General features: G+C 65.6%; 34 protein-coding genes. 22 read left to right on the top strand and 12 right to left on the bottom strand.

Translation table 11 applies throughout. The annotated features are described in order from the left end of the window. Positions 1 to 179: 179 nt before the first annotated feature. The gene (locus ABZX92_RS12485) at positions 180 to 683 is read left to right on the top strand and encodes a histidinol dehydrogenase (protein WP_355557519.1); all 504 of its coding nucleotides are present in this window, start codon (positions 180 to 182) and stop codon (positions 681 to 683) included. Continuing rightward, complete coding sequence (locus ABZX92_RS12490; protein ID WP_355557291.1) at positions 680 to 1,453, top strand: SDR family oxidoreductase; 774 nt, start codon at positions 680 to 682, stop codon at positions 1,451 to 1,453. Before ABZX92_RS12485 ends, ABZX92_RS12490 begins: the two co-directional genes overlap by 4 nt. A gap of 1 nt (position 1,454) precedes the next feature. Here ABZX92_RS12490 and ABZX92_RS12495 read toward each other — a convergent pair whose 3' ends face one another. The 6 genes from ABZX92_RS12495 to amcB all read right to left on the bottom strand — a co-directional run bounded on the left by ABZX92_RS12495 (position 1,455) and on the right by amcB (position 5,480). Beyond that, complete coding sequence (locus tag ABZX92_RS12495; RefSeq protein ID WP_355557294.1) at positions 1,455 to 1,946, bottom strand: GNAT family N-acetyltransferase; 492 nt, start codon at positions 1,944 to 1,946, stop codon at positions 1,455 to 1,457. 225 nt (positions 1,947 to 2,171) lie between these two features. Beyond that, complete coding sequence (locus ABZX92_RS12500) at positions 2,172 to 2,249, bottom strand: hypothetical protein (protein WP_355557522.1); 78 nt, start codon at positions 2,247 to 2,249, stop codon at positions 2,172 to 2,174. Between the two features lie 334 nt (positions 2,250 to 2,583). Next, on the bottom strand, positions 2,584 to 2,874 hold the full coding sequence (locus ABZX92_RS12505) for a hypothetical protein (RefSeq protein WP_355557297.1): 291 nt from the start codon (positions 2,872 to 2,874) through the stop codon (positions 2,584 to 2,586). A 406-nt stretch (positions 2,875 to 3,280) separates the two neighbouring features. Beyond that, positions 3,281 to 4,162, bottom strand: coding sequence for a hypothetical protein (locus tag ABZX92_RS12510; protein ID WP_355557300.1), 882 nt, complete (start codon positions 4,160 to 4,162; stop codon positions 3,281 to 3,283). A gap of 2 nt (positions 4,163 to 4,164) precedes the next feature. After that, a complete protein-coding gene (gene amcA, locus ABZX92_RS12515) occupies positions 4,165 to 4,326 on the bottom strand; it encodes a multiple cyclophane-containing RiPP AmcA (RefSeq protein ID WP_355557302.1) in 162 nt (53 codons plus the stop codon). After that, positions 4,323 to 5,480, bottom strand: coding sequence for a cyclophane-forming radical SAM peptide maturase AmcB (gene amcB / locus ABZX92_RS12520; RefSeq protein ID WP_355557304.1), 1,158 nt, complete (start codon positions 5,478 to 5,480; stop codon positions 4,323 to 4,325). The genes amcA and amcB overlap by 4 nt, the downstream gene beginning before the upstream one ends. 39 nt (positions 5,481 to 5,519) lie before the next feature. Between amcB and ABZX92_RS12525 the strand changes: the two genes are divergently transcribed. After that, positions 5,520 to 6,695 carry a hypothetical protein gene (locus ABZX92_RS12525; RefSeq protein ID WP_355557307.1) on the top strand — a complete coding sequence of 392 codons (1,176 nt, stop codon included), beginning with the start codon at positions 5,520 to 5,522 and terminating at the stop codon, positions 6,693 to 6,695. 4 nt (positions 6,696 to 6,699) lie between these two features. Then, on the top strand, positions 6,700 to 7,254 hold the full coding sequence (locus tag ABZX92_RS12530) for an isochorismatase family cysteine hydrolase (RefSeq protein WP_355557309.1): 555 nt from the start codon (positions 6,700 to 6,702) through the stop codon (positions 7,252 to 7,254). A gap of 128 nt (positions 7,255 to 7,382) precedes the next feature. On the opposite strand, the gene ABZX92_RS12535 is transcribed toward ABZX92_RS12530, so the two are convergent. The 3 genes from ABZX92_RS12535 to ABZX92_RS12545 all read right to left on the bottom strand — a co-directional run bounded on the left by ABZX92_RS12535 (position 7,383) and on the right by ABZX92_RS12545 (position 8,624). Continuing rightward, a complete protein-coding gene (locus ABZX92_RS12535) occupies positions 7,383 to 7,670 on the bottom strand; it encodes a hypothetical protein (protein ID WP_355557312.1) in 288 nt (95 codons plus the stop codon). 117 nt (positions 7,671 to 7,787) lie between these two features. Next, entirely contained in the window at positions 7,788 to 8,018 is a 231-nt protein-coding gene (locus tag ABZX92_RS12540; RefSeq protein WP_355557315.1) for a DUF397 domain-containing protein, read from the bottom strand. Between the two features lie 39 nt (positions 8,019 to 8,057). Further along, entirely contained in the window at positions 8,058 to 8,624 is a 567-nt protein-coding gene (locus ABZX92_RS12545; RefSeq protein WP_355557317.1) for a DUF5753 domain-containing protein, read from the bottom strand. 698 nt (positions 8,625 to 9,322) lie between these two features. Between ABZX92_RS12545 and ABZX92_RS12550 the strand changes: the two genes are divergently transcribed. Genes ABZX92_RS12550 through ABZX92_RS12565 form a run of 4 tightly spaced genes read left to right on the top strand, consistent with a single transcriptional unit; the run spans position 9,323 to position 11,762 of the window. Next, positions 9,323 to 9,544, top strand: coding sequence for a hypothetical protein (locus tag ABZX92_RS12550; RefSeq protein WP_355557320.1), 222 nt, complete (start codon positions 9,323 to 9,325; stop codon positions 9,542 to 9,544). 17 nt (positions 9,545 to 9,561) lie between these two features. Then, positions 9,562 to 9,924, top strand: a complete 363-nt coding sequence (locus ABZX92_RS12555) for a hypothetical protein (protein WP_355557323.1) — start codon at positions 9,562 to 9,564, stop codon at positions 9,922 to 9,924. A gap of 6 nt (positions 9,925 to 9,930) precedes the next feature. Further along, positions 9,931 to 10,896 (top strand): Scr1 family TA system antitoxin-like transcriptional regulator, encoded by a 966-nt coding sequence (locus tag ABZX92_RS12560; RefSeq protein WP_355557326.1) that lies wholly within the window; start codon positions 9,931 to 9,933, stop codon positions 10,894 to 10,896. A gap of 2 nt (positions 10,897 to 10,898) precedes the next feature. Beyond that, positions 10,899 to 11,762: a DUF5753 domain-containing protein gene (locus tag ABZX92_RS12565; protein WP_355557329.1), complete on the top strand. Its 864-nt coding sequence runs from the start codon at positions 10,899 to 10,901 to the stop codon at positions 11,760 to 11,762. On the opposite strand, the gene ABZX92_RS12570 is transcribed toward ABZX92_RS12565, so the two are convergent. The 3 genes from ABZX92_RS12570 to ABZX92_RS12580 form a co-directional block, all read right to left on the bottom strand. Continuing rightward, complete coding sequence (locus ABZX92_RS12570) at positions 11,747 to 12,115, bottom strand: DUF6355 family natural product biosynthesis protein (RefSeq protein WP_355557331.1); 369 nt, start codon at positions 12,113 to 12,115, stop codon at positions 11,747 to 11,749. The two genes, ABZX92_RS12565 and ABZX92_RS12570, sit on opposite strands and share 16 nt — an antisense overlap. 95 nt (positions 12,116 to 12,210) lie before the next feature. Next, positions 12,211 to 13,404, bottom strand: a complete 1,194-nt coding sequence (locus ABZX92_RS12575; RefSeq protein ID WP_355557334.1) for an FAD-binding protein — start codon at positions 13,402 to 13,404, stop codon at positions 12,211 to 12,213. Continuing rightward, positions 13,404 to 15,653 (bottom strand): tetratricopeptide repeat protein, encoded by a 2,250-nt coding sequence (locus tag ABZX92_RS12580; protein WP_355557337.1) that lies wholly within the window; start codon positions 15,651 to 15,653, stop codon positions 13,404 to 13,406. The genes ABZX92_RS12575 and ABZX92_RS12580 overlap by 1 nt, the downstream gene beginning before the upstream one ends. Positions 15,654 to 15,866: 213 nt before the next feature. Between ABZX92_RS12580 and ABZX92_RS12585 the strand changes: the two genes are divergently transcribed. From ABZX92_RS12585 to ABZX92_RS12650, 14 genes are all read left to right on the top strand, one after another. Continuing rightward, on the top strand, positions 15,867 to 16,499 hold the full coding sequence (locus tag ABZX92_RS12585) for a prepilin peptidase (RefSeq protein ID WP_355557340.1): 633 nt from the start codon (positions 15,867 to 15,869) through the stop codon (positions 16,497 to 16,499). 399 nt (positions 16,500 to 16,898) lie between these two features. Beyond that, positions 16,899 to 17,264, top strand: coding sequence for a hypothetical protein (locus ABZX92_RS12590; RefSeq protein ID WP_355557343.1), 366 nt, complete (start codon positions 16,899 to 16,901; stop codon positions 17,262 to 17,264). Further along, complete coding sequence (locus tag ABZX92_RS12595; protein ID WP_355557346.1) at positions 17,258 to 18,085, top strand: hypothetical protein; 828 nt, start codon at positions 17,258 to 17,260, stop codon at positions 18,083 to 18,085. The genes ABZX92_RS12590 and ABZX92_RS12595 overlap by 7 nt, the downstream gene beginning before the upstream one ends. Before the next feature lie 126 nt (positions 18,086 to 18,211). After that, positions 18,212 to 18,757 (top strand): hypothetical protein, encoded by a 546-nt coding sequence (locus ABZX92_RS12600; RefSeq protein WP_355557349.1) that lies wholly within the window; start codon positions 18,212 to 18,214, stop codon positions 18,755 to 18,757. Continuing rightward, positions 18,754 to 19,428, top strand: a complete 675-nt coding sequence (locus tag ABZX92_RS12605; protein ID WP_355557352.1) for a chromosome partitioning protein — start codon at positions 18,754 to 18,756, stop codon at positions 19,426 to 19,428. The genes ABZX92_RS12600 and ABZX92_RS12605 overlap by 4 nt, the downstream gene beginning before the upstream one ends. Then, positions 19,425 to 20,729 carry an ATPase, T2SS/T4P/T4SS family gene (locus ABZX92_RS12610; protein ID WP_355557355.1) on the top strand — a complete coding sequence of 435 codons (1,305 nt, stop codon included), beginning with the start codon at positions 19,425 to 19,427 and terminating at the stop codon, positions 20,727 to 20,729. The genes ABZX92_RS12605 and ABZX92_RS12610 overlap by 4 nt, the downstream gene beginning before the upstream one ends. Next, positions 20,717 to 21,553 (top strand): type II secretion system F family protein, encoded by an 837-nt coding sequence (locus tag ABZX92_RS12615; RefSeq protein ID WP_355557358.1) that lies wholly within the window; start codon positions 20,717 to 20,719, stop codon positions 21,551 to 21,553. Before ABZX92_RS12610 ends, ABZX92_RS12615 begins: the two co-directional genes overlap by 13 nt. Before the next feature lie 179 nt (positions 21,554 to 21,732). Further along, a complete protein-coding gene (locus ABZX92_RS12620; protein WP_355557360.1) occupies positions 21,733 to 22,383 on the top strand; it encodes a type II secretion system F family protein in 651 nt (216 codons plus the stop codon). 17 nt (positions 22,384 to 22,400) lie between these two features. Beyond that, complete coding sequence (locus ABZX92_RS12625) at positions 22,401 to 22,598, top strand: hypothetical protein (protein WP_355557363.1); 198 nt, start codon at positions 22,401 to 22,403, stop codon at positions 22,596 to 22,598. A gap of 2 nt (positions 22,599 to 22,600) precedes the next feature. Next, positions 22,601 to 23,005 carry a TadE/TadG family type IV pilus assembly protein gene (locus ABZX92_RS12630; protein WP_355557366.1) on the top strand — a complete coding sequence of 135 codons (405 nt, stop codon included), beginning with the start codon at positions 22,601 to 22,603 and terminating at the stop codon, positions 23,003 to 23,005. Further along, a complete protein-coding gene (locus ABZX92_RS12635; protein ID WP_355557368.1) occupies positions 23,002 to 23,424 on the top strand; it encodes a TadE/TadG family type IV pilus assembly protein in 423 nt (140 codons plus the stop codon). The genes ABZX92_RS12630 and ABZX92_RS12635 overlap by 4 nt, the downstream gene beginning before the upstream one ends. After that, on the top strand, positions 23,421 to 23,786 hold the full coding sequence (locus ABZX92_RS12640; protein WP_355557370.1) for a pilus assembly protein TadG-related protein: 366 nt from the start codon (positions 23,421 to 23,423) through the stop codon (positions 23,784 to 23,786). The genes ABZX92_RS12635 and ABZX92_RS12640 overlap by 4 nt, the downstream gene beginning before the upstream one ends. After that, positions 23,770 to 24,135, top strand: coding sequence for a hypothetical protein (locus tag ABZX92_RS12645; RefSeq protein WP_355557373.1), 366 nt, complete (start codon positions 23,770 to 23,772; stop codon positions 24,133 to 24,135). Before ABZX92_RS12640 ends, ABZX92_RS12645 begins: the two co-directional genes overlap by 17 nt. Continuing rightward, on the top strand, positions 24,132 to 26,333 hold the full coding sequence (locus ABZX92_RS12650) for a hypothetical protein (RefSeq protein ID WP_355557376.1): 2,202 nt from the start codon (positions 24,132 to 24,134) through the stop codon (positions 26,331 to 26,333). Before ABZX92_RS12645 ends, ABZX92_RS12650 begins: the two co-directional genes overlap by 4 nt. Positions 26,334 to 26,486 lie beyond the last annotated feature (153 nt).

Consider the following 26,486-nt stretch of genomic DNA (forward strand, 5'->3'; position numbering starts at 1 on the left):
GGCGACCTGCTGCGAGAACACGAGGTAGACGTGCTGATCAACCCCGGCGGACCCGCCTCGATCCGGTTGATCGGCAGCGTCTTCGCCGAGAACCTCACGGTGTAGAAGTACTAGGACAACTGTGTTGGGACAGCTATTCCGGATCCGCGTCTCCGGGAACAACAAGTCGTACTGCGTCACTGGCGCTCAAGGTGAGCGAGCACGTCGACGCGTTGCTGCCGGGAATGTCCACTCGCGACTTCGCTGAGCCCGCGTGGCGCGACCACGGCCAGGTCATCGTGGTCTCGGACCTCGACGAGGCGTACGCACTCGCGGACACGTTCGCCAGCGAGCACGTCCAGTGCCTCACCCAGGAACCCCGTGAGGCGCCGGAGAAGATGCACGAGTACGGCGCGCTGTTCGTCGGCGAGGGCACCTGCGTTTCCTACGGCGACAAGGTCATCGGCACCAACAACACACTGCCGACCAGGGGCGCGGCCCGTTACACCGGCGGCCTGTGGGTCGGAAAGTATCTCAAGACCGTTACCTACCAAGAGGTTCTCAACCACCAGTCCAGCGCGGAGCTGTGCGGACGTGCGGCGAGGGTCGAGCAGTTCGAGGGCCACGCGCGGTCCGGTGACGTCCGGGCAGCGCTCTACGCCGGCGCGGACCTGCCGTGGAAGCCGGAAGGCGTCCAGCTGTGAACGGCGTCTTCCCCAACCAGATCGAGGGCCGGACCGCGCTCGTCACGGGTGCGGGCAACCGCCTCGGCCGGGCGGTGTCGCAGGCGCTGGCGGTGGCGGGTACACGCGTCGTGCTCGTCGGGCGCCGCCGGGAGACGCGGGAGGAGACCGCCGAAGGGCTCGACAACGCCAGGGTCGCCGTCGCGGACACCTCGGATCCGGCTGCGGTCAAGGCGTTGCGCACGGAACTGTCCGATGAGGACATCTCGATCCTGATCAACAACGCGGGCGTCGCGGGACCGGTGGCGTCACTCGTCGGCATCAACTCGAACGACTGGGATGACGTGTTCGCGGTGAACGTGCGTGGTGTCTTCCTGATGTGCCAGGCGTTCCTGCCCGCGATGACCGCGGCCGGTCGCGGCGACGTCATCAACATCGCGTCGGTCAGCGGCAAACGCCCGCTGGCCCGCCGCACCCCGTACACCGCCTCGAAAATGGCCGTGCTGGGGCTGACGACGACCCTGGCCTACGAGGTGGGTCCGTGGGGGGTCAACGTCAACAGCCTCTCGCCCGGCCCGGTGCGCGGGCCGCGGATGGAGCGCAACCTCCGGCTGGAGGCCGCCAAGACCGGCGTCTCCGTGGACGACGCGGAGCAGACGTTCGTGTCCATGGCCGCGTTGCAGCGCATGGTCGAGGAATCCGAGGTGGCCCAGGCCGTGCTCGCCATGCTGCACATGCCCGGCATGACGGCGGCGGACGTCGACCTGTCCGCGGGCATGGCCGCACGCTGAGCTACAGGTCTAGCCACATGATGCGCAGGCCCACGAACCCCTCGGTGGGATGACGGAACGCGCCGGGGGCGGTGCCGAGCGTGACGAATCCGAGGCTCTCGTAGAGGCGGACGGCGGCCGTGTTCGTGTCGACGACGGCGTTGAACTGGATGGCCGCGAACCCGCTCCGCCGCGCCCAGTCGATCATGTCGGTGGCGAGGGCACGTCCCACGCCCGTGCCTCGTGCGTGCCGGCCGACCATCAGGCTGCCGGACGCGACGTGACTGCCGGGACCGGGCCGGTTGGCGTACATGTTCGCGGCGCCGGTCACCCGACTCCTGTTGGTCGACACCGTTACCCGCGCAGGGGCGGGCAACAGCCACATCCGCTTGGCGTCCTGTTCGGTCATGGCGGGGTCGTAGGGCATGGTCTGCTGTTCGGTCACGACGTCGCGGATGATCGGCCACAGCTGCGGCCAGTCGTTGTCCCGCGCCTCGCGGATAGGTGACTGCACAACGGCGATCCTGTAGATCGCCGCCGATCGTCGCCATCCATTTACCCAGCGAGTGCCTGGGTGATCTGGCGGTGGTCTGCGGGTCGCCGGCGGCGTAATGGAGATACGCATTCAAACCGGTGGCCAAAGCCCAGCCACGACCACGAGTCCAGGTGGCCTCGTCCACGTCGAGCAAGGCGCGGAAGGTAGCCCACGTGTCGGCGGACAGGAGGGTGAAGGCGATGATCAGGTCGAGGGCCGGATCACCCACCCGAACGCGCCGAAATCGATGATGGCGCTGAGCTGGCCATTGGGGGTCAGCAGGTTGCCGGTGTGGAAGTCGCCGTGGCTCCGCCACTAGTGCGTCAGCGTTTCAAAACAGGAAGTCGGCAGCGACACCGAGGACTCACAATTTGTTGCCTCTTGAGGCTTTCGGGTCGTTGCACCACGCCAATACGCGAGGAGGCTCTGCAAGCGTTCCCCAGACCATCAGTCAGCTGGTGTGTGCTCGTTCACGCCGGTCCCGACGTGCTTTTGGGGCACATCCTACGTAACGACCGGACCCGCTGCGGCGTAGCTGCGTGGCCCGATCCGAACCCCACCGACGACGCGAGCCCCGAACCCCACCAGGGTGTCTGCCTCGATCACCGGTGGCTCCTCACCGGTCTTGGTGCGGTCGCGTGTACTCGTGCAGCTCGCTGTCGTAGCCGACTCGAACGCGATCTTCGAGCACACAGGCGTCACCGATCTGCACGCCTTCGAAGAGCACGACCCTGTTTGTCAGTTGACACCGCTCGCCGACAACCACCTCGGAACCGGCAAGTTGGGAGCTCGGCAGCTGCTGCTCGGCGCTGATTCGACCTTCCTTCGGGTAGCCGAAGGTGCAGTGAGTTCCGACCACAGAGGTTTCGCCGACGGGCACCGGCGCGTAGAGCGCCTGGACGTTCACGTCGTGGCCAGCTTTCCGCCGAAGAGCCCTCGACCGTCACTTTGATCGCCTCGTCCTCGCTCGCGCGAGTCGAACCCGTGGTCCGAGCCTGTCACCGTGTGGAAGTCGCAGTTGTCCCGACATGCCGCCCTCGTTCATGTCGACGGTGATGCCGTGCGCTAGCACCACGGTTCCGCTCGAGTTGTTCGATGGGCGGTGAAGAGCGGCTTCAAGCTGACCGCCGTCGAGAACGCGAGATCCACGCGCCGCAGGTTCACGAGGCGACGGTAGCGAGCGCGGACGCCGCTGACTCGGCAGTTCGCTCAGTTCTTCGCTGCGACGGAGGGCCTCTGGAGCCCAACTTCAAGCGCAGATCTCGCGGATCGTCCAAGGATTCCGGCCGTGTCATGATCGGCGCGATGCCGACTTATTCGGTCCTCCTGCTCATGCTGGAGAGGACCGTCTCGGCTTCGGCCCGAAGGTGTGGTTCGAGCGGATCCCAGTCGCTGCCTTCGCCCACGATCCAGAGGTAACGGCAGACCGCAGACAGGAGAGCCAGATTGCCGCTGTGGGTGTGCAGTTCGGGCATGTCGCGGATCCGCCGGGCGGTGACCGGGTGCAGGAGGCTGTTGCAGTAGAGCGTGGCGAGGTCGTAGCCGGCGAACATGGGACGCCAGCTTTCCCAGTCGAGGATGCACATCTGCGGCCGGCGCAGGTTGCCCCAATGCAGATCTGCGTGCGCGGTCGTCCAGCTGATGTCCGCGAAGACGTTGTCGGGCAAGGTGATGCCGAAGTGGTGTTCGACGCCGCGGATGGTGAAGGCCACCGCACCCAACTCGTTGTGCCATTCCGTCGGATGCGTCGCCAGCGCTGCCAGTGACCGGCGCAGGCCCTGCCACCAGGTGTCGGGCAACTGGGGGTCATCGTGCAGGACGCCGCCGGGAGCGACCGTCGTCCCTGGGGCGAGGGTCATCACCTCGCCCCGGATACGCCGGCCCCGCAGGTACTCGACGTTGTTCTGCCAGTCGTGCCAGCGGAGAACCGCGGGTTTGGCGACGCCGCGGATCGAGTTGGCAGTGACGTTGCCGTCCCATCGGCAGACAGGCTCGTAGTCGTCGTCCTGCACCACGACTCTCAGCCAGACGTCGCCGTCCTGGTCGCGGGCGACGGCGCCGGCTGAGCGCATGTCGAAAGTGTTCACCGACTGACCGACCACGCTCAGGTCGAGCGCCGTCGCTGCCACGTCGAGCTGTTTGTCGAGCCAGACGCGTCGTTGCTCGACGGCTCTCTCGATCTCCACGGCGTCCATGCTCACTTCTTCCAGAACTCGCCTTCTTTGCCCCAGCTGCCGCCCTTGCGGCCCCAGTCCACGCCGCTGGCGTTCACGCCCCTCGTGGTTCTGGCGGCCACGACCTGTGCCCATCCATTGTCCCCGGTGGACACCGCGCGCACCATTTGCTCCAAGACCGTCATCTGCTCTCCTTCGCCTGTAGTAGTTCGGCAAGCGCCAGGACAGGCGCTTGAACGGAGTTTCGGCAGTGGTCGGTCTCGGTCGCGGCGAAAGTACCGTGTTCGAAGAACCGATCACCCGCGTGCGCGCCCTGACAGAAGGAGAAGAACTCGCACGTCTGTTTGCAGGTCTGCAGTGCGACCGTGAATTCTTGGACGTACTGCAGTTCGTCAGCGCGCCGCACGATCGCGGGCAGGTCGTTCACCAGGACGTTGCCCGCGATGAAGTTGTCGTAGGTGGTGCTGCGAACCCCGAGCAGTTCTGGCGACAGCAGCACCACGTCTCCATTCCAGGCGATCGTCGGAATGGGGTCGTGCCGGGAGTCCGCATCGCGCTGCTCTTGCGTCAGGCCGAGGAACCCGAAAAGGTTCGCGACCTCCCGTACGGTCACGTCGTTGTTGCTACGGCACCACTCGAAGGTGTCGCGCCAGAACTGGCGGGCGTCGTCGATCGAGGGTGTCTGTCCGTGGGAGTTCGCGCCCTCCTTCGCTTCGACGTTGAATCCAACCCATGAAGTGCCCAGTTCCCGCATGAAGTCCAGGACCCGCGTGGCCTGCCCGGTGGCGTCATGGCTGACCACCGCCAGGACGGCGAAGGAGAGACCGCGTCGTTTCAGGGTCGCGATGCTCGCCATGGTCCGGTCGAACATCGGGTTGCCACCGCGATCGACGCGGTGGTGGTTGAGTTCGCGAGATCCGTCGATGCTCACGCCCACGCTGATCTCGTACTGCTCGAACACGTCGCACCATGCGTCGGTGATCGGCCTGCCGCCGCCGGTCTGGACTTTGTGCCGCACGCGCCCTGCTCGGCGCAGGGACTCGAAGGGCTGCAACAACTCCACGAAGCGAGTGAGCCCGACCGCCAACGGCTCGCCGCCGTGCCACACCACCTCGACCGGCTCCCACGACGGGCAGATGCCCGCCGCGATCGCCGATGCCACCAGCGGCGTCATTTCCTGCTTGAGGTGCCGTTCGAGCAGGTAGCAGTAGGTGCAGTCCATCGGGCACAGCGTTGTCGGCTGGACGACGATGGTCTTGGGCTGCTCAGCCAACCACTGGGCCATCGCTCCTCCAGAGTTCGTTCGGGATGATTCAAATATGGTTCGGACGACGACCACGCGGCAGATGACAGGCAGGGACACGGAAGGACATCGATCATGTCCAGCGACGCCGTTGCGACCGGTGACGGGAAGCGGCCGACACCGAACCTCGTGCTGATCGGCCGGCGGCAGGCCAAGGGGTGGGGGCGAGACCGGCTCGCCAGGGAGTTCGAGCGCCTCGGTCGTGAACTGGAGCTCACGACACCTGAACTGGGCGCCATGGCCAAGGCGATCTACCGGCACGAGACCGGCAGAGCCGCAGTGCGCGATGAGGTCTACATCCGGTTGTACTGCGCCGCGTTCGAGGCGACACCGCACGAGCTGTTCGGCGCCCTCAGCACGGGAGCGACGGGCTGCCAGTCGTGTGGCCTCACGAGCCACAAGTTCGTGCCGGTGTACCTCGGAACCGAACTGCTCTCCACGCTCATCGAACGGGCGAACCTCGTACCTGGTTCGGTGCAGTGGGCGGACTGCCACGTCGGACGGGTCGAGCATCCCGGCGGTCTCTGCGAGTTGTACGCGTTCCCTTGGGGTGTAGCGGTCTTTCATTTGGCAGAGGAGCTGAGCGTGCCGAACATCGTCAGCCTCGCGATGTGGCGTCGGCAGACCTACCGGGAGACCAGGCAGTGGGCGACCGAGTGGCTACGCGAGCTGACCGGCTCGGACACCCCCATCGCGCACTACGTGCTGTCGGCTTACTGGTTGCACGAGTCACCGTGGAGCGGCCAGGCCCTCGACACCGCCATGCGGCTGTTGAGCATGCCGCGCGTACTGCTCGACCGCGGAACAGACGAGGCCGGGCCGTCCCTGCACCACGCGGAGCTGGTCGAGCAGACGTTGCTGCGCGAAGGCTTCCGCGACAGCCGCATCGACGAGTTCGGCATCCGCGGCTTGTCCATCGGCTGTGCCAGCTGGGCGGGACTCAGCTACTACCCGCAGGCGGTAGGACGCGCGCTGCAGACCTCTGACTTGATCGACTGCGAGCTGCTGGTACAAGCGCTGTGGTGTTACTGCCACCACGTGCACGAGCAGGTGGAACAAGGATGTGATCCAGTTGTTTCAGCTGAGTACGGGTGGCGTTGGATCCGCGCGGTCAGGTCGCGGTTGACCATGACCAGGCCGCAGGAGACAGCGCAACACGCCGCGATGCGACGAGCGGTGCTCGACACCAGCGAGCTGGGCGAGCACCTGACGACCGCGCTGGAACTGCTGCGAGACACGAGCGGAGAATGATCAGGTGGATCTGGCCAAGAGCGTGCTGGTGGTCGTGGACGTGCAGAACGGCTTCGTGTCCAGCAAATCAGCGCCCATCGTTCCGCACGTGGCAGACGTTGTGCGTCGGTGGGAACAAGCCGGCGGCGCGACCGTGTTCACCCGATTCGTCAACCACCCGGGATCGCCCTACGAGCGGCTGATCAACTGGTCGCGGATGCAGGAGTCCCCCGAGATCGACATCGTCGACGACCTGATACCGGCGTCGCAGCGCGCGATCAAGGTGCTGGACAAGCCGATATATTCGCTGTTCACCGACGAAGGCGCCGCGACCGTGGCACAACACGGCTGGACCGACATTGTGATCGTCGGGATCGCCACGGAGTCGTGCGTGCTCAAGACGGCGTGTGACGCGTTCGAGCGCGGCCTGACGCCCTGGGTGGTCAAGGACGCGGTCTACAGCCACGCGGGACAAGAAGCGCACGAGGCGGGACTCCTCGTGACCAGCCGGTTCATCGGACGCCGCCAGCTCATCGACGCAGACGCGCTGTTCACCGAGAAGTTGGTGGCGACCGCGTGACGCGACCGGTTGCGGTGATAGACATCGACGGGACCGTGGCGGATGTCCAGCATCGCCTCCACCTCCTCGATTCCGACTCGCCGACCAAGTGGGCGGACTTCTTCGACGCGGCCGGCGATGATCCGGTGCTACCGGACGGCGCCGAGCTGGCGCATGAACTGGCCGCTGACCACGACATCGTGTGGCTCACCGGGCGGCCGGTACGGCTGGCCGAGCTGACTCGCCGATGGCTTGCCGAACATGGCCTGCCACAGGGTGAGCTGCTGATGCAGCCCCAAGGCGACAAGCGACCGGCTCGGTTGGTCAAGCTTGAACGCGTTCTCGAGCTTCAACAGCGCCGCACGGTCGTTCTGATCGTGGACGATGATCCCCGCGTCGTCAGTCAGCTCCGTGAGGCCGGACTTCCAGTCCGCCACGCCACCTGGTCACCCTGGGCCCCAGCATTGGGCAACCAATAGAAGCAACGTCCCACCCGGAGAAGCGCCTGCCTTGGTGGCTCGACCCGGTCGTCTGCCGGGCCGAGCCACGGGTCGTCAGGACGTGGTTGTGTCAGTGCGGGTTTCGTCGCTCACCCAGGTCCTGAACTGAGTCCATGCGCCGCCGCCGAAAGCCAGCTGGCCTGAGTTGGGTGCCTTGGAGTCGCGAACGCCGGTCTGATCAGGTCCGAACCTGATCTCGACACAGGAGCTGTCCTTCGGCTGGCTGTAGGAGGACTTGAACCAGAGCGTGAAGCCGATATCGAGATCTGCTGATGGCTCGTTCATCGCGTGAGCCGATCCTTCCGCTGTTGCCGTCACCATTCGTCACGACGGCAGTGGCCCACCCACGAACGCAAGGAAGCTCGCCGCTTGATCCGACCCAAGGGCGACCTTCTCCTGCGCGTGCCACAGGTCCAGGTATCTCTTGACGATCTTCGGATCGTGCAGGACCGCCTGCTCGTCGTACCTTTCAACGTAGACGAGGTGCAGCGCCGGATCAGCTTCATATGTGGCCAGGTGGTAGTCGGCTTCCTGTCCGGGGTAGAAGCCGTGGCTGAACGGAACGAACTTGATGTCGACGTTGGGCTGCGCAGCGACCTGAGCCAACCGCTTGAGCTGGCCAGCCCAGATGCCTCTGGTGTCCGAGATGAGGTTTACCCGTGTGAGCGCGGCATGGTCGATGATGAACTCGAATCGCTGCTCAGGGTTGGCCAGCACCCCCTGGCGCCGGACGCGAAGATCAACCAGTTGATCGATTTCTTCGGCGGCGAGCCCGGCGGTTTCCATGAGGTAACGCATCAGTTCGGTGGTCTGAAGCGGACCGGGTATCAGCATGCTCGCCTTGTAGCGGATCAACGTGGCTGTGCGCTCCATGTCGAGGAGCTTGCGCATCGGCTCGGACTTGGACTTCCACCGGAGATCGGTCTTCGGAACTGAGACGGACCCGAGTTCGGCGTGCCGGCCGATCTGTGTCCAGGTCGATGCATCTCCTCCGAGTGCCGCCTTGAGTTTTTCAAGGATTTCGGCCGTGTAGATCTTGTGGCCGCGTTCCAGTTCGACCTGCGTCGGTTGGCTCCAGCCTCATGCGCCCGCTACTTCGCGCTGCGTGCGCTCGCCACGCAGCGCTTCGAGCAGGCGGCCGCACTGGATGTTGTGGATGAAGGCAGGCATCTCCACCGACGCCATGCATGCACCTCCTGAACGGAGCTCAGACCCAAGGTGGACGCTACGGACAGTAGCAGGAAGACGTTCACCAGTTTGGGGCATTATCGGAGTCCAATATTGGACTGTACGCTCGTGCTGCCGGAAGGTCGCCTGGGGATATGCGGAAGGAGGGTTGAGATGATAAGCGATATTGATGTCGGTCGGAGGTCGTCTGCGCTCTACTTCCTGATCGCGCCCTCCATGAGCGCTCGCTGGCAGAGCGGTAGGTCGGGAGATGGGGATGCTGTTGCCGGTCCTCGCTCCGTGGCTGTACGGCGTTGCCGCTATCCGATCCCGGCGAGCGAGGCGCGCCACGGCACGGTCGACGCCGTACCTGGCCGTGGCGCTGCTTCAGCCGATTCCTGGCCGTGGTGGAGCAGTGCCTTATGACCCACGTGTCGCAGCCGAAAAGAACGGTTCGAGTTGTTGTGGCGCTGACGCTCGCGGAGGCCTCGGTGCTCGCGCGGGCGGCGGTGGTCGTCACGTCAGCCCTGGATTGCAAGGAAGTCAACGCCGGGGATGAAGGACTTCGTGTGTTTCGCGCTGCGGTGGCGCAAGCGCTGTCGAACTACGCGGAGGCGACGGAATCGCGCCGCCTTGCCGGTTAGCTGTGAGGGGATCGGCGATGACCAACTTGGTCTTGTTCTCTGAGCTGCGACGGCGCTTTCAGGAGCACCTTGATCTCGTGTCGCAGGTCGCGGCTGACGGTGATGGGCAGTCGGCGCTGTTCGTGATGCGCCAGGACGTTCCGGGTCTGGTGGCCGCACTGCGGGTTCTCACGGATGAGCATCAGCCGGACGAGAACGGCAACTGCCGGAAATGCCGCAGCGGGCCGTTCTGGCGCAGGGTGGCCGCGCCCTGCCGGATGTTGCTTCAGGTACATCTCGCCGTCGGTGCGGCGACGGCGACAACGCGTGAACGCACCCACTGGAACCCGCGGCGACACAGGTTGCAAACGTCCTCAATGGACCGATCAGGAACAGGTTGATGGCACATGGCACTGGAACTTGTTGCCGGTAGAGCAAGTCTGGAAGTACGGGCGCTGAGCCGGACTGTGCTGGGCTGGCGGACGAAACGCAACTGGACACTCGTGGAGCTGGGTGAGCTGGTCGGTTTCTCGCCCGCGAAGTTGTCTCAGCTCTGCCGGGCTGGGATACGCGTGTCGCCGGTCGAGGTCATGGCGATCGGCGCCGCGTGCCAGGCATCCGACGAGGAGATCGAGCTCTGCGTGCGGGTGGCGCAGCGGGCTGTGGACCCTGTCATGTGGGATCGGATCAACGGTGACGCGTGGACGAGGCTGACCTGGACGCCGTGGGACGTCATGGCTGAAGCGAGTGAGCTGGTGATCGTCGCAGACGAGATGTTGCCGGAGCTGGTACGCACCGAGGCCTACCACGCGGCGCTGGTGGAGTCCGGGACTGTTGCGCACGACCTCGACCTCGACCTCGCTGCGCAGCGCAAGGTTCTGGAGCGCTTGTCGATGAGCCTCAAGGACGCGGCACGGCCGGGTAGTCCGCGCCGGTTGAGTGTGCGACTGATCGTGCCCGAGTCGCAGCTCGAGAACCCGGTCGGGGGCGCTCAGGTGACAGTGGACCAGTTCGAACGCTTGGCGGAGCTGAACGAACTGCCTGGGTTCGAGTTCCGCGTCGTCAACGGTGACGTGGCGTCGTACTTCGGCAAGGGCGCGTCGTTCACGATGATGCGGTTTGCTGAGCAGCGTTTCGATGATGTTGTTCTGCTGCGAACTCTGCACGGTGGCGACACCTGGATCGAGTCCGAGGCTGAACGCGAGCCGTACGAGCGTGCGTTGGCGGTACTCGACGGGGTGCTCCGATCTGAGGAAGTGTCGGCCTGCTGGCTGAGTCAAGCGTCCTTGCTGTATCGGGATCCATTGTCGGACAACGGGTCTGGTGAGCAGAAGTGGAACCTGCGGCTGGTGACCGATCGGGTGGGGAGCTAGACATGCCGAAGCGGCTCTCCACCGTTCGTGGTCGTGAGTTCGGTGCCGGAGTTCAGGCGGCCATCGATGCCACCGGCCTGTCGGCCCGCGCGATCGCCGAAATCGTGGATTGGGATGAAGGCAAACTTTCCTGCGTGGTGAACGGCAAAGGCGGCGCGAACCAGCTCGAGGTCGCACTGCTTCTCGGAGCGTGCCGGACCAAGCCCGCCGAGGTTGTGCATCTGCTGGCGCTTCACTCGATCACGGATGCCGAAGGGTGGTGGCAGCAGCACGGCACGTGCTCACCCAGGTGGCTTCGCACAGCCGTCGAGAACCTCCAGAAAGCCAAGACGCTGGTCGGCTGGCAAATGCATGTGATTCCTGTCTTCCTTCAGACGAGGGACTACATGTGGGAGGTGTTGCGTGCGTCTGCGACGGTGCCGGAGGACGAACTGGAGAGCCGCGTTGAGGAGCAGCTCGCAATGCAGGAGTTGCTCCGGCGTGGTCGCGTGGAGTGCGCCTACTACATCCACGAGTCGGCGCTGCGCCTTGAGGTAGGCGGGGCCAAGGTGCACGCGGCACAGATTGTTCATCTCCTGTGCAGGGCGACCTGGGCGAACATCGCGGTTCGGATCGTGCCTGCGGAACTTGGGGCGCACGCAGGTTTGGCTGGGCCGTTCACGTTGTTGACCTTTCCCAAGTACGAGCCGCTGGTGTGGGTGGAGACCGAGAACTCCAGCTTGTTCGTCGAGGCGGGCGATGCCCTGGAGGGGTACGACAAGGTGGTTCGCAAGCTCGACGAGACGAGCTTGGGTGAGGCCGAGTCGAAAGCGTTGCTCACGCGCATGCACGAGGCGATGACTGAGTCTGGTCAGACTTGTGGCTGACTGGTCAGGCAGAAGACACGGCCGTCCGAGTTGCCGAGTCTGGGTGGTGTGGGGACGTAGTAGGCGTTGACGACTCGGTACGGGCCGTCCGCGTAGAAGGGATGGTCGCTCCAGGGCGGCTCGCAGCTGGTGAAGGCGTTGCCGTTGTTCCAGTGGAATTTGATGAGGATGAAGGTGCCGGCGCAGTGGACGTAGCGCGCGGTGAGGTCGCGGATAGGTCGGCTGAGTTGGTAGAAACCGCAGCGCGGAGCCGTGGTCGTGGTCGACGCTGGGGCCGTGTCCATCATGGCGATGGCCGTCGAGGCCAGGAACGTCCCGATCATGATGAGGGTGCGGGCGGGCTGTTCGTTCATGGTCTGCTCCTCTGAAGTGGTTGGTGCACTTCAGTTTTCGAGCGTCCAGAACGGACAGACAAGATGTCTTCCGTATTCCTGTGAGGAGAATACGGTTACAGCGGATCGAGGTACAGGGTCCCGCCGGCTTGTCGCGCGACGGCGATTAGAGCGTCGTTCGCCTGTTCCATCGCAGCGACGATGTCGGGTGCGTCAGTCGGTGCGTAGCGCAGGGCGGCGATGAGGAAAACCAACCGGTCATGTGGTAGACGCAGCAGCGGAGTGGTGATCCGGTCGGCGCGCAACGGGTAGGCCAGAACGAGCCCGAAGTCGCTGTAGAGCGTGGATCCCAGTTTGCCTCCGAGGCCGCGCAACACTTCTTCGGCGGCTTTGTCGGGGACGATCACGTTGCACCAGGGGTGCGGGGAGTCCCAGAGTCCTGCCTCACGCAGGAGCGGTTCGGCGGTCGTGAGACGGTTGACGAAGTCCCAATAGGTGACGGTGTCGGTCTCCCCGTCTTGGGGGTGGAGATCAGTGAGCTGGCCGGAGCGGGAGCCTGCGAAGGAGACGGCTTCCAGCTCGGCGACGAAGCGGCCGCCGCGGACCTTGAGCTGACCCTCCACGTAGTTGAAGGCATCAGTGGTGACGAGAAGCCGTTGATCTGCGACGAGCTCGTCGATGGCGTCGTAGCGGAGTTTGTGCCACACCACGGTTTCCGGTGCGGGAATCAGGCGAAGAGTGGCACGGGTGATGATGCCGTTGCGGCCGCGGCCGGCGCGTACGGCGACGAAGAGTTCTCGGTTCTCGTGCGGGTTGCAGCTGATGAGTTCGCCGGTCGGGGTGACGACGTCGAGGGCAAGGACGTGGTCGGTTTGGGCGCCGTGGTGGTGGCTGGCGCCGCCTAGGCCGCCGACGGAGAGGGTGCCGCCGACGGTGAGCTCGAGGTAGTCGGTGAGCACTGGGGGAGTGAGGCCGTGGGGGAGGGTCGCGCGCACGATGTCGCTCCATCGTGCGCCCGCGTCGACGACCACCCGGTCGAAGCCGATCTCGTGGATGGTGGACAGGCAGGTCATGTCGATGACGATGCCGCCAGGGGCCTGCGATTGGCCGCCGGTGGAGTGTCCGGCGCCGCGCGGAACGACCGGCACACCGTGCAGGTGTGCGTACCTCACCACGGTGCTGATGTCGGTCGGGTCGCCGGGACGGAGAACAGCGTTGGGGCGGTGGTGGATGGTGTCGCCGTAGTCGCGCGCCGCCCAGGTGAGGGTGTCGTTGTCGGTGTCGAGCGTGCCGGTGAGCGTCAGCTGCACTAGCGGTCCTCCTTGAGGTTGTCCATCAACTGCTGCCGCAGGCCGGCGGCGGTAGGTTCGGCGTTGCTGCTCAGCAGTTCGGCGGCGGCGGTCCAGGCTTGGTGGGCGGCGTGGTGATGGCTTCGGCGGTTATGCAGGTCGCCGATGCGGCTGTGGATGTGGGCTTGGCTCCACCGGTCGGCCACCGAGGTGTAGGTCCGCAGCGCGTCTTCGAGGTGGAGCAACGCGAGGTCGAGGTCACCAGCGGACTCCGCGAACCCGGCCAGCACGGTGGAGGCGCAGCAGGCGTTCATCTTGTCTTCGGCTTCGTCGAAGATGTTCAGGGCGGTCAGGAGCAGCGTTCGCGCCGTGGCCAGGTCGCCGGCCGCCGCTGTGATGATGCCGAGGTATGCCGTCGCCACTGCGAACTCCCACGGGTCGCCCAGCTGGCAGGCGGTTTCGAGGTGGGCGAGCGCGGTGTCGATGCGGCCGAGCTGGTGGTGGGCACGTCCGAGGCCGACGTGGCAGGCGGCCATTCCACTGTGGTCGGACAGCTCGGTCCTGATCTGCAGCGCCTGCCGGTAGTACCCGAGGGAAGCGGACGCGTCGGACTCGTCCATGCCGGCGTCGCCCAACGTTTCCAGCACCCAGGCTTCGGCGTCGCGGTGGGCGCCTTGCCGGGCCATGCGCAGCGCGTCGCGCAGTGCGGGCACCCACCACGACCAGGCGCGGCGGTGGAAGATCATCTCGTTGACGACCACGGGCAGGTAGGCGACCGAGGTGATGTTCCAGCGTGCTCCGGTTCGGACGAGGCTCACGAGGAGCTGGAGCTCGTTCTCGAACCATTGGACCGCATCTGCCGGTTCGTGGAACGGCGTCGTCGTCAACTGGCCGTGGGGTCGGTCGAGCGGACGGCGCGTGCGCCCTGGCCAGAGCATCCGGGTCGCTGCCGCCCCGGTGGCGAGGTAGGAGTCGACCAGACTGGTGAGCGCTGCAGTGTTGACCTCCTGGGTGTTGTGTTCGCGGACTTGTTCCAGCGCGTACGCGTGGACGAGGTCGTGCATGACGAACCTGTCCTGCGCGGTTTGTTCTACGAGGTGCACGGCCGCCAGCGCGGAGAGTTGTCCCTGGGCCTGCAATGGTGTGCGACCGGTCAGCACCGCGGCTGCTTCGATGCTGATGGGTCCGCCGGGGTGTAGTCCCAAGAGCCGGAACGTGACGGCCAGCTGGTGGGGGAGTGCGTCGTGCGACCACGACAGCACGGTTCGCACGGCGGCTGTTTCGTCTGCGGTCAGCACGTCGAGCGGTCGATGACGCGTCAGCTCGTCCGCGAACTTGCGTAGAGGAACAGTGGGCAGCAAGCTTGCGCGTTCACCCGCGATGCGCAGCGCCAGAGGAAGTCGACCTGCGCGTTGCGCGATCACCCGCGCGGCATCGGGTTCGTCGTCGACGCGAGGTCCGACCAGGCGTCGTAGCAGGTCGTGTGCCTCGGCGCAGGTCATCGGCTGCAGAGTGATGCGGACTGCGCCGTGGTGCACGACAGCGCCGGACAACCTGTTGCGGCTGGTGATCAGAGCCAGTGACTTCGGCGAGCTCGGTAGCAAAGGCCGGATCTGGTCGGCGTTCTCGGCGTTGTCGAGCACGATGAGGGTGCGGGTGTCCTGCAGGAGCGTTCGGTAGAGCGCGACACGGCCCTCGAGGTCGGTGGGGATGTCCGATGGTGCGGCGCCCAGGGCATGGAGGAATCTGCCGAGCACGATCGCCGGGTCTTCCGGCGGGTCGGGCGCGTAGCCGCGCAGGTCGGTGAACAGCACCCCGTCGGGGAACTCCGCGGCGATCATGCGTGCCCAGTTCACCGCGAAGGTCGTCTTGCCCACGCCGGCGGGCCCGTCGAACGCGATCACTCCCTCGTGGGCGGACAGCGCGGCATTGGCTTTCTCGAGCAGCTCGCGCCGAGGAGCGAACCCGCACAGGGCACCCGGCAGCTGTGCAGGGCGAACCCGTTCACGTGTCGCGTGTGCCCGAGGTTTTGGCACGGCGAGTGCGGCGAGACGGCCATCCGCGCCGAGCGCCCTGTCGAGGGCTTGGGCGATCTCGGGGCTTGGTCTGCGCAGGCCTCGCACGAGGTTGCCGACGTGGCTCTTGCTGACGCTGGCGGCGACACCGGCATCGGCGAGTGACAACCGCCGTTCGATCAGCAGCTGTTCGAGCAGTCCGTGGAATGTCGGCTCGGTCGTTTGGACATCCGTCTTCTGTCGTCTGCTGTCCATCTGAAGACGCCCCTCCCCTGGCGATCCTGCTCCGCACCTGTCGACACTGAACGTGGTCCCCCAACTACGAGCAGTGCAAGCTGCAGGTCCGAGGAGGTGAGGGTATGCAGATCCAGGCCCGTTCTGTCTTGTTCTCTCAGCAATCACGCGTGGGATCTCACCCGGTCGAACGACAACTTTCGTCGATCAATCGCGCGAACCCGAGGAGGAGCGATGTGGATCGCGCTGAACTACGGACTCCTCGGCGCCGTTGCCGGACCGGTCGCGATGATCGCTGGCTTGCGCATCGCACGGAACGAGCCGACTGTCTCTGCCTATCTGAGCGTGTGGCCACTGCTGAGCGTGGGTGTCGCCACCGCGACGGCGTTGATCTACGTGGCGTGTCGCCTGCCTCATCTGGTGGCCGTGGTGTCGTGGCTGGTGATCATCGGGCTCGTCGTCTCGTCGATCGACTGGACCTGTCGTCGCCTGCCCCATCGCCTCTCCGGGCTGCTGCTCGCCGGGGGACTGATCCTGCTCGGCTGCACGGCGCTCGCGAAGCACGAGGTGCCGTCGTTGCTTCGGGCATGTGCGGCGATGGGCGCGGTGTTCAGCTGTTGGATGGTCCTGCACCTGTGCTCCCCTCGCCAGGCCGGGCTGGGCGACGTGACGCTCTCGACTGCGGTCGCGTTGTTCCTCGGCTGGTCGAGCTGGCAGCATCTGGTCACCGGGTTTGCGGTGGCGTTCGTGCTCGCAGGGGCATCGGCGGCTGTTCTGTTGACGGCCAGGGTCATCCGCTTCCGCCAGGGAGTCGCGATGGGGCCTGCGCTGATCGGCGGTGCTCTGTACGCGATCGTGCAGACCTGATGGAGGCCGCGTGATGTGCCTGCCACTGCGTGAAACCGACCCCGTCATCGCCGAGGAAGCACCAAAGGCCCAGCGTCGGGCTGCCGCCCTGTTCACGCTCATCGTGCTGGCAGGTGTCTCCGACGAGCTTCGCCCGGAAGTCACGTTCAGACCGGGCATGCCGGTCGAGGTGGCCCCTGCACCCCCACACGGGGCCACCTCGGCACCACCTACCTACCCGACCTGGAGGCCGCGGTGAAAGCCGTCATAGCCGCTGCAGTTCTCGCAGGGGCGTGCACACCTAATCCTGCTGTTGCACCAACGACTACGAGCACGACCTCGGCGAGTCCGACGTCCACCTCGTCGGCCGAGACCCCAGAGCGCAAGGCGGTTGCGGCCTATCTCGCGATGTGGCGCGAGATGGCCGCCGCAGCTGAGTCTTCCAATTGGCAGGCGCCCGAGCTGGCCAGATACGCCGCCGGAGACGCGCTCTCAGTCATCACCCGGAGTCTGCACGAGGACAACGACAAAGGCGTTGTCACGAAAGGCAGACCCACGAACGATCCCAAGGTGACCAATGTGGACAGACCCGAGGGCATACCCACGGTCGTGATGATCCGAGATTGCGGTGACGACGCGACGTGGCTGAAGTACCGCAAGGGAACCGACCAACTCGTCGATGATGAAGCTGGAGGCCGACGTTCGATCATCGCGGAAGTCAAAGCTCAGGCCGACGGCAGCTGGCGGGTAACGCGCTTCGCAGTGCAGGGAGTCGGATCATGCTGACTCGGCGAGCTGTTCTGGCGGTTTCGTGCCTTGTGCTGGTTCATGGTGCACCAGCGAGTGCCGATCCGGGGTGGGGCACCATCGACTGCTCGCCCCAGCCACACGCCGGATGTGAACTCGCGGCCGGCATCACCGCCAGCACCCAAACCCCAGGTATCGCACCGACTCCCGACACCGCCGCTGGAGAGTTCGAGTGCCGGTACGTACCGGTCGACAACGTCGATCCCGGCACGCCGCATCCGGAAGGCCCCGGCGGTTGGTTCCGCCTGCTGTGCTCAGCGGAAGGCAAAGACACCGCCTCACGTCCGCCGGTGTGGCTGCCCGCAGGTCAGCAGGCTCCACCGGCATTCACACCAGAACAGGTCGCGCAGATCGCGCGCAACCGATTGCGGTTGCCCGATCCCGGTATCGCGCTGAGTCCTCCGGGTGAGCAACTGGTGAACCTGCCGACATGGCTGTGGCTGCGCAACGGCTGGCGCTCGATTCGCGCGACCGCGTCCGTTCCGGGCATCGCAGTTACCGCCGTGGCGGAACCGGTTGCCGTTGTGTGGTCGACCGGCGACGGCGCCACAATCACCTGCAGCGGGCCTGGCACCCCGTTCGCCGCTGGTCGTGATCCGAAGAGCGCGTCGCCAGACTGCGGTCACGTCTATCGCGGACCCTCGTCGTCGCAACCAGGTGGGGTCTACCGGTTCTCGACGACCGTGCGGTGGAACATTCGCTGGTCCGGAGCAGGTCAGAGCGGAGTCTTCCCAGACCTGACGACCACGTCCTCGACCGCGCTGCGCGTCATCGAGAGCCAGGCGCTCAACTCGCGCTGAATCCCAGCAATCCCCAGGCGTGCCGCGAAGTCCCAGCGACACGTCGCGGTACCCCCATGCCTTGTGGAGGATCACATGAAGCCGTCAAACGTGTTGCGCAAGATCCCACGTCCAGTAGCAGCGGGCGTGATCGTGCTGGTGTGCGGAGTGGGAGGAGCCGTTGGAATGCAACGGCTCACCGGCGACGAGGAAGCGCTGGCTCTTGCCCGTCCAGTGGAAGTCGGTCAGGCCTTGACCACGCAGGACCTAGTACAAGTCAGCTTGAGGGTCAGCGACGGCGTCGACCTCGTCCCGGCCTCCGCCACTTCGACCGTGCTGGGCAAGCCAGCGGCCTATCGCCTGCCAGCGGGTCTGCTGCTCACCGCGTCCGCGGTCGGGCAACCGAAGGTGCCCGCGCAAGGTCGTGCGATCGCGGCTGTTGCCCTCAAGCCAGGGCAGTATCCGCCGAATCTGTCCGCCGGTGCGTCCGTGATCGTGCTGGCACGACCCTCCGGTGCGAACCCCATCGGGGAATTGCGAATCTGGCCGGCCGTGGTGTCCGTCTTCGAGAACCGGCGCGACATGAATCTTGCAGTGGTCTCGCTGGAACTGTCCGAATCGGATGCTCAGGCCGTCGCCTCCCAGCAATCCGAACACGTGGCCGTGGTGCTGACCGCTGGCGGTGGACGATGATGATCGCCACCTGCACGTTGAAAGGATCACAGGGCGCTACCACCTTGGCGCTCGCGCTCGGTACATACTCGCCAGCCAGCAGGCGGGTGGTCGTCGAAGCCGACCTGAGCGGCGGAGATCTGTCGCTGCGGTTCGGACTCCCACCGACACCCGGTCTGGTCAGCCTCGCGGCCGCCAGCCGTCGCGATTCAGGCTCAGACGTTCTACTGCGCCACAGCCACACGCTCTCTGACGGCATGCGAATCGTGCTAGCTCCGGTAGAACCTGCGCGTTGCCGGGCTGCGGTGGTGGCGCTGGTAGCGGCGCCCGCCTCGGTACTTCGCGCTGCGGCGAACGTGCCAGGAACAGTGGTGATCCTGGATTTCGGCAGGGTGGATCCGGACCCGCCGACATTGGCACTGCTGAGATTGGCGGACGCGCTGTTGGTCGTCACCCATCGCGATAGCCGTGGGCTGACACGCCTGGCCGCTGTGGCAGAAGAGGTGCGGCAGTGGTCGCCACGGCCAGGTCTCGTGGTGACCGGCGGTGGTTATCCCGCTGACGAGATCACCACCGTCCTCGGCCTTCCGGTGTTCGGATCGATTCCCCGTCGCCCCAGTCGAAAGCAGCTCCAACGAGCAGTCACGGCCCTGGCACAACGGCTCCAGAATCGCGAAGGGAGCGTGCGATGAGTCTCGCTCCCGAACTCCAGGAGCTCCGCGCTCGGCTGCGCAACGAGCTCACGACCCAGCTCAGCGATCGCCTCCGTGATGACGGGCGAGCGCAACGGCCACCGCTCGGTGCGGTGCAACGTCGTCAGTTCGCCGGAGCCATCCTGCGGGACGCGATCGATAACGACGCCCGCGAGCGCCTCAACAACCGCCGACGCCTGCTCACCGAGGAGGACGAGGATCGCGTCATCATGGCGGTCCTGGCAGATGTGTTCGGTGCCGCGGGGCTGGAACCGCTGCTCGCCGACTCCTGCATCGAGAACATCGACATCAACGGTGCCGACCACGTGTTCGTCACCCACGCCGACGGCAGCCGTGAACGCCTCGCGCCGATCGTGTCGAGTGACGACGAACTGATCCAACTCGTCCGTGACCTCGCCGCCCGCGACGGCATTGAGGAACGACGGTTCGACACCAGCTCCCCACTCGCCAACTTTACGCTGTCCACCGGCGAAAGGGTCGCTGCCACGATCGCGGTCACCGCGCGTCCGTGCGTGTCGATCCGCCGCCACCGCCTGCAGTTCGTGACGCTGGCCGACCTCCGCGCCAACGGCACATTCGATGAGCCAGTGGAGGAGTTGCTGACCGCGCTTGTACGTGCACGCCGGAACATCCTGATCACCGGTGGCGTCACCACGGGCAAGACGACTCTGCTCCGGGCGCTCGCCGCGGCCATCCCGCCTCAGGAGCGGCTGATCACGATCGAGGACGTACTCGAGCTCGGTCTCGACCACAATCGCGTGAGACACCCAGACGTCGTCGCGCTGCAGGCCCGTCAGCCCAACATCGAAGGCCACGGCGCGGTCAGCATGTCCGAGCTGGTGTGGCAGTCACTGCGCATGCAGCCTGATCGCGTGATCGTAGGGGAGATCCGCGGTCCCGAGGTCATCCCGCTGTTCAACGCGATGTCCATGGGCAACGACGGCTCCATGAGCACCCTGCACGCCAGCTCCAGCCGCGGTGCGTTCCTCAAGCTGGCCGCGTACGCGGTCCAGGGCCCTGAACGGCTCACCGTCGAAGCAACCAACCTGTTGCTCGCCTCGGCTGTGCATTTCGTGGTGCACCTGGACAAGCGGCGTGATGGCGGGCGGGTCCTCACGTCGATCAGGGAAGTCGTCGACGTCGATGGAAATCAGGTCGTCAGCAACGAGATTTGGCGGCCTGGACCGGATCTCAGGGCGATTCCCGGTGCACCGCTGCGAGTCGAGTCGCTCGAGCGACTGAGCGAGGCCGGATATGTGCACAATGGATGGCCATCATGAACCCGTACGCCTTTGGAGTGCTGGCCGCTGGAGTGACAGCAGGCGTGTGCTTGATCATCTCCGGTCTGCGAAACACGTCGCAATCACGGCCGCGTTTCCATCGGGACCACCTTTTGCGCCTTGTTGCTGCGTTGGCAGCAGCGGCTGTGGTCTTCGTTGCCACGAGCTGGATTGTCGCCGGCGTGGTGGCGGCGTCCGCGGTCGTGTTCGTGCCGCGTCTCGTCCGCGGGGGTGCTGAGCGGCGGCGTCGACTGGAACGGATCGAAGCGATTGCCACGTGGACCGAGGCGGTGCGCGACGTCATCGCGGGCTCGGCAGGCCTCGAGCAGGCCATCCTCGCGACCGCCGAGACCGCACCCGACGCCATCCGATCTGAGGTCACTGACCTAGCCCGGCGCCTGCGAGAGGGCAATCGGCTGGCCACCGCGTTGCGATGTCTTGGAGACGACTTGCACGACCCCACCGCCGATCTCGTGATCGCAGCGCTCGTAATGGCTGCCGACCACCCGGCACGGCGGCTCGCCGAGCTGCTCGGGGAACTCGCTGCGGAGGCCCGCGAACAGGTTTCGATGCGGCTTCGCGTGGAGACCGCACGACGCCAGCTGCGCACCAGCGTCCGTGTCGTCGTGATCACCACGGTGGTGTTCGCGGGTGGCTTGATTGCGGCCAACCGCAGCTACCTGGAGCCGTACAGCAGCATCACCGGTCAGGTAGTCCTGAGCCTGATCGCGATGGTGTTCGCAGCCGCGCTCACCTGGCTGGCCCGGATCGCTCGCGACCGTGAGCCCGAGCGATTCCTCGCCGAAAACCGGGTAGCGCCATGACCTCAGGAATTCTCTGCGGAGCGGGGTTGGGTGTGGGGCTGTGGGCGTTGGTGGTCTGGGCGTTCCCGCCTCGGCCCGCGCTGGCGCACGTTCTCCGCAGGCTGAACGCGGAAGCGCCACCGCCACAGCGCATCCAGCGTCTTACTGCAACGCCTCGGCTACGCGGAGATCTTGTCGTGGTGGGCAAAAGCCTCGATGCTCATGTCAGCCAGAAGGCCATCTCCGCCGGCTTCGGTCTTCTCGTTCCCGTTTTGGCGAACGTCGTGGTGGCGACGTTCGGAGTCGGCCGCACGTGGACCGTCACTGCCGTCATCGCTGTCGGCTTCGCCGCTGTGGGGTTCATGGCACCGGACTTCATCGTTCGCCGCACTGCCGAACGTCGACGTACCACGTTCCGGCACGCGCTGGGCGCCTACTTCAACCTCGTCCGTGTCCTGCTGGCCGGCGGTGCCGGTGTCGACACCGCCCTCAGCACAGCCGCCGACGTCGGCACCGGCTGGGTGTTCCACCGGCTCCGATACGAGCTTCTCACCGCCCAGGTCACCAGATCAACCGTGTGGCAAGCGTTTGCCCGCCTGGGGGACGAGTTGAACGAACGTTCTCTGCGCGAACTGGCGGCCTCGGTCAGCCTCACCGGCACCGAGGGAGCCAAAATCCGTGCCAGCCTCAGGGCCAAGGCCGCTGCGCTGCGTGTCAGAGGACTCGCCGAGGCCGAAGGCGAAGCACATGCGGCCACTGAACGCATGACGCTCCCTGTCGTCCTGCTCCTCGCAGGATTCCTCATGTTCATCGGCTATCCCGCAACCATGTCTGTCCTCAACGGACTCTGATCGATAGAGGTGAGATCATGTTCAACTCGCTCGCAGAATCCTTGCGTCGTGTGCAATGCAGGCTGCAGATCCTGTACGAGGACGATCGTGGCTACGTCAGCGAGACCGCATTGGTGACCGCGCTGCTCATCGGCCTGGGCGTCGCGCTCGTCGCGTTGCTCGGCCCTGCCGTGCTGGAACTGGCCAACGGCATCGTGGCCAAACTCAAGGCCTGACCTTGCGCAGGTTCATCGATGACGAGCGTGGCATGGTGAGCGCCCAGCTCGCACTCGTGATGCCAGTGCTGCTCCTGATCCTTTTGACCGGACTGCAGTTCGCGCTGCACTTGCATGCGACGCATATCGCGCAATCGATTGCGGTACAAGCGCTCACAGCTGCTCGGGCCGCGGGCGGAACGGCCGCCGACGGTGTCACCGAGGGCCAGCGGCTGCTCACCAACTTCGGCACCAGCTCGCTACGTGAACCGGTCGTGCTCGCTGAACGAGGTGAAGAACGGGCCACGGTCAGCGTGACGGGAGTAGCGCTGAGAGCTTTGCCGCTTTGGAACATCGCGATCCACGCCGAGGCCTCCGGTCCGGTCGAGCGGCTCACCTCACCGGAGGAAACGGGAGGGGCACCATGATCAGCCGCCTTGAAGACGATGGCAGCGTCGCCGCGGAATTCGCACTGGTCACCCCGTTGCTGATTGCGCTCACTCTGCTCATCGCCGGGAGCGGAAGCTTGGCGAACACGAAGCTGTGCGTGAACGACGCAGCGCATCAAGCAGCTCGAGCCGCCTCGCTCAGCCGCGAAACACAGACGGCCACATCGGAAGGCCGCTCAGTCGCGGAAGCGTCCTTAGCAGCTGCAGGGGCGCATTGCCGTTCAGTGCAGGTTGATGTCGCGGCAGCCGATCTGCGTCCTGGCGGCGCCGTGAGCGCCACCGTGTCCTGCACGATCGATCTGCCCGGCATGGCGTTCCTAGGGATCGCCGTTGCCCACACGATCACCGCTACCAGCACATCTGTGGTAGACCGCTACCGAGGAACAGGTGCGCCATGACCATGTTCGTCGTCGTGCTTTTCGTCGCGGCGCTCGGGTTCACCGGACTCATCCTCGACGGTGGAGCCGCGCTGGCCGCAAAGGCAAGCGCCAACGGCATCGCCCAGGAAGCCGCCCGCGCCGGAGCCCAGCACATCGACCTCCTCGCATTTCGCGCGGACGGCACACTCCACCTGCTTCCAGGCGAAGCAACGGAGGCCGCCCTGCAATTCCTCGCCGCCGCTGGGAGATCGGGAACCGCGACGGTCACCGGCGACAGCGTCGAGGTCACCATCACCGACGAGCAGCCCACGTTGCTCCTGGGGCTCATCGGCATCCCGACTCTCACCGTGAAAGGAAGCGGTCATGCCCAGCCCCGATGAGATCCGACTCCGCGTCTCCCAGGCCGACAAAGCACTGAGCATCAGGCGTGCAGCCTGTGCCGAGAAGGTGGGTGACCTCGCTCAACGCTGTAAAGCCCTCGCCGCCGAGCTCCACGACACTGAACGTCAGCTGGGCGAGGTCTTGGCGGAGTCGAAGGGCGTCATCGAACTGGAGGAGCTCGCGAAGTTCACCGAGGTGCCGGTTGCAGACCTCACGCGGTTGTCGGCCGCAGCAAAGCCCCGACGCGGCCGGCGCAAGCGTGCGGCAACCGCACCAGTCGCCGAGCAAGCCGTAGTTCGTCCGCCCGACGACTCCGAACCTGAATCCACACCGGTCAGCACGTCGTGAACAAGTCGCCCACGGAGAGCGGACGCCGCATCGGCATGATCGCCGACTGCCTGATGCTGCTCGTATTGATGGCAGCACCTCCGTGGGCACTGGCCTATTTCATCGGCTGGCCTCTCCCCGACCACCTGCCGACGCGGAGCGAGTTTTGGGATCTGGTGCAGAGGCCCATGAGCACCGGGTTCCTCCTGAACCTGTCTGCTTGCCTTGGCTGGCTGCTGTGGTTCTGGCTTGCCGCCGGGGTGTTCGCTGCCGCCGCAAGCGAATTGAGTGGCACTGGCAAGGAATTGCGCAAGCTCAGCACCGTCTTGGTCGGGTCGATCGTGCTGAGCGTCCTCGGTAACCGCACGCCCGCTACCGCCATATCGGCACCGTCGGCGGAGACGGTCACGTTGCCGCTACCGAATGAACCGCCGCTCGGCACGGTCGAGGTCATCGAGGAAGTCCTTCCTCCGCAACACGACGGCGCGCACACCACCTACGACAGCCTCTGGCATGTCGCCCACCGGATGCTCGGCGACGGCACACGATGGCCAGAACTGTTCGAGCTCAACCGCGGCGTTGTCCAACCGGACGGCCTCGCCCTCACAGACCCCGACAACATCCGACCCGGCTGGAAGATCAAGGGCCATGTGCCGCAGCCGCCACCTGACCTCGATGCTCAACCGACCACCGAGGTGGCGTCGGAGCCGCCGCCCGCGCTCGACGAACAGCCACTGCCGATCGAACCCGCCGTCAGCACCTCAACGGGTGCGTTCGTTGCAATAGGACTCGCTACTGCCGTGAGTGGCGCGATCGTGAGTGCCCGAGTCTGGCGGCGACGGCGCTATCGCCCAGGCAGCAGGGACCGCCGCGACCTCGAACACCCACAGGGCCCGATAGTGCGAGCGCTACGCATCGCCCATGACCTCCACCCCGAACCCGACCTGCGCGCCGAACCGCAGGCAACCGCAGTGGGCATCCGCGACGGTCACGAGATCATCCTGGACCTGGCCGCGGCCAACGGCATCGGGTTCGTCGGCCCAGGCGCACCGCCCGCACTCCGGGCCCTGCTCATCCACCTCGTCGCCAATGGACGCAACCGGATCATCCTCACCAGCAACGACCTGCTGGGAGAACAGACGATGCTGCCGTCAGCCATCAAGCTCGTTCCCGATCTCGATGCAGTGACTGAAGTCCTGCAACAGGAACCCGAGTGTGCCGTGCTCGTCACCAACGCGACACCCGAGTGTGAAGAGCACGTGCAGGCCGCACTCGCCAGCGGCGCGGTCGTGCTGTTGCTTGGTCAGTGGCAGCGGGGCGGAACCATCAGGGTGCGCGCCGACGGGACGGTGAGTGCCACTACGCCTGACCTGCACGAGCAGCTCAGTGAGGCCAAGCTGTTCAGCTTGCCCGCAGCCGAGTCTGCTGAACTGCTCGAGCTCTTCCACGCGGCGGAGGGCGGCACTGAACCTGCCGTCGAATCAGCCACGACGAAACCCTTGCTGGTAAGGGTGCTCGGCGACGTGCGGCTGGTACATCGTGCCGAGAGCGGTGAACGCGACCTCACCAACCTGCTCACGAACAAGCACCTCGAACTGCTCGCCTACCTCGCCGTGCACCATCCCCGTGGGGCGCGGCTCGACGCCGTGATCGAGGCGCTGTGGCCTGATGCTCCCGTCGAACGTCCGCGGAACTCCTTGCACAACTTGCTGTCCCGGTTGCGCCGCGCGCTTGCCGAGACCGGAGCCGCCGATGTCGTCCAGAGCGACAAGAAGGGTCGCCTCATGCTCGCTCCGGACCGCGTCGACACCGACCTCGCCATCGTCAAACAAGCGGGCTTTGAAGAGCTGGCCGGCTTTCTGCGGCTGTACGCAGGTGACTTCGCCGAAGACTGCACCTCCGCCTGGGTCGAACCGTTTCGAGAATCGGTCCGGCGTGATCTCCTCGACGCCCTTGCAGACCTGTCCCGTGGACTCGCCGGTCAGCCGGAGAAGCGGCTTGCGCTGCTGGAACAGATCCGTCGGCTGGACCGCTACAACGAGAGCGTCTACCGAGACATCCTCACCGTGCAGGCCGAACTCGGTCAGCTCGACTCCGTTCCCCGCACGCTGGCATTGCTCAGAACCGAACTGGCAGAGCTCGATCACTGCCCGAGCCCTGAGACCGTGGCGCTCGCTGATGCGCTGTCCACCCGAAGCCTTCACGCTCCGAAGAATTGAGACCTCAACAGTCGGGGACACCATCGGTAACCCAGGTAGAGCCCTGAACTGCACATTCAGCTGTGAGCGAGCTACCTGTCCAGAAGGAAAGCCTGCTGGAAGCCCGGTTGGTAGTACGACAGGCAGGACGGTAGGACGCGTTCCGATCGCACA

Source organism: Lentzea sp. NPDC006480, assembly GCF_040611995.1.
GTDB lineage: Bacteria > Actinomycetota > Actinomycetes > Mycobacteriales > Pseudonocardiaceae > Lentzea.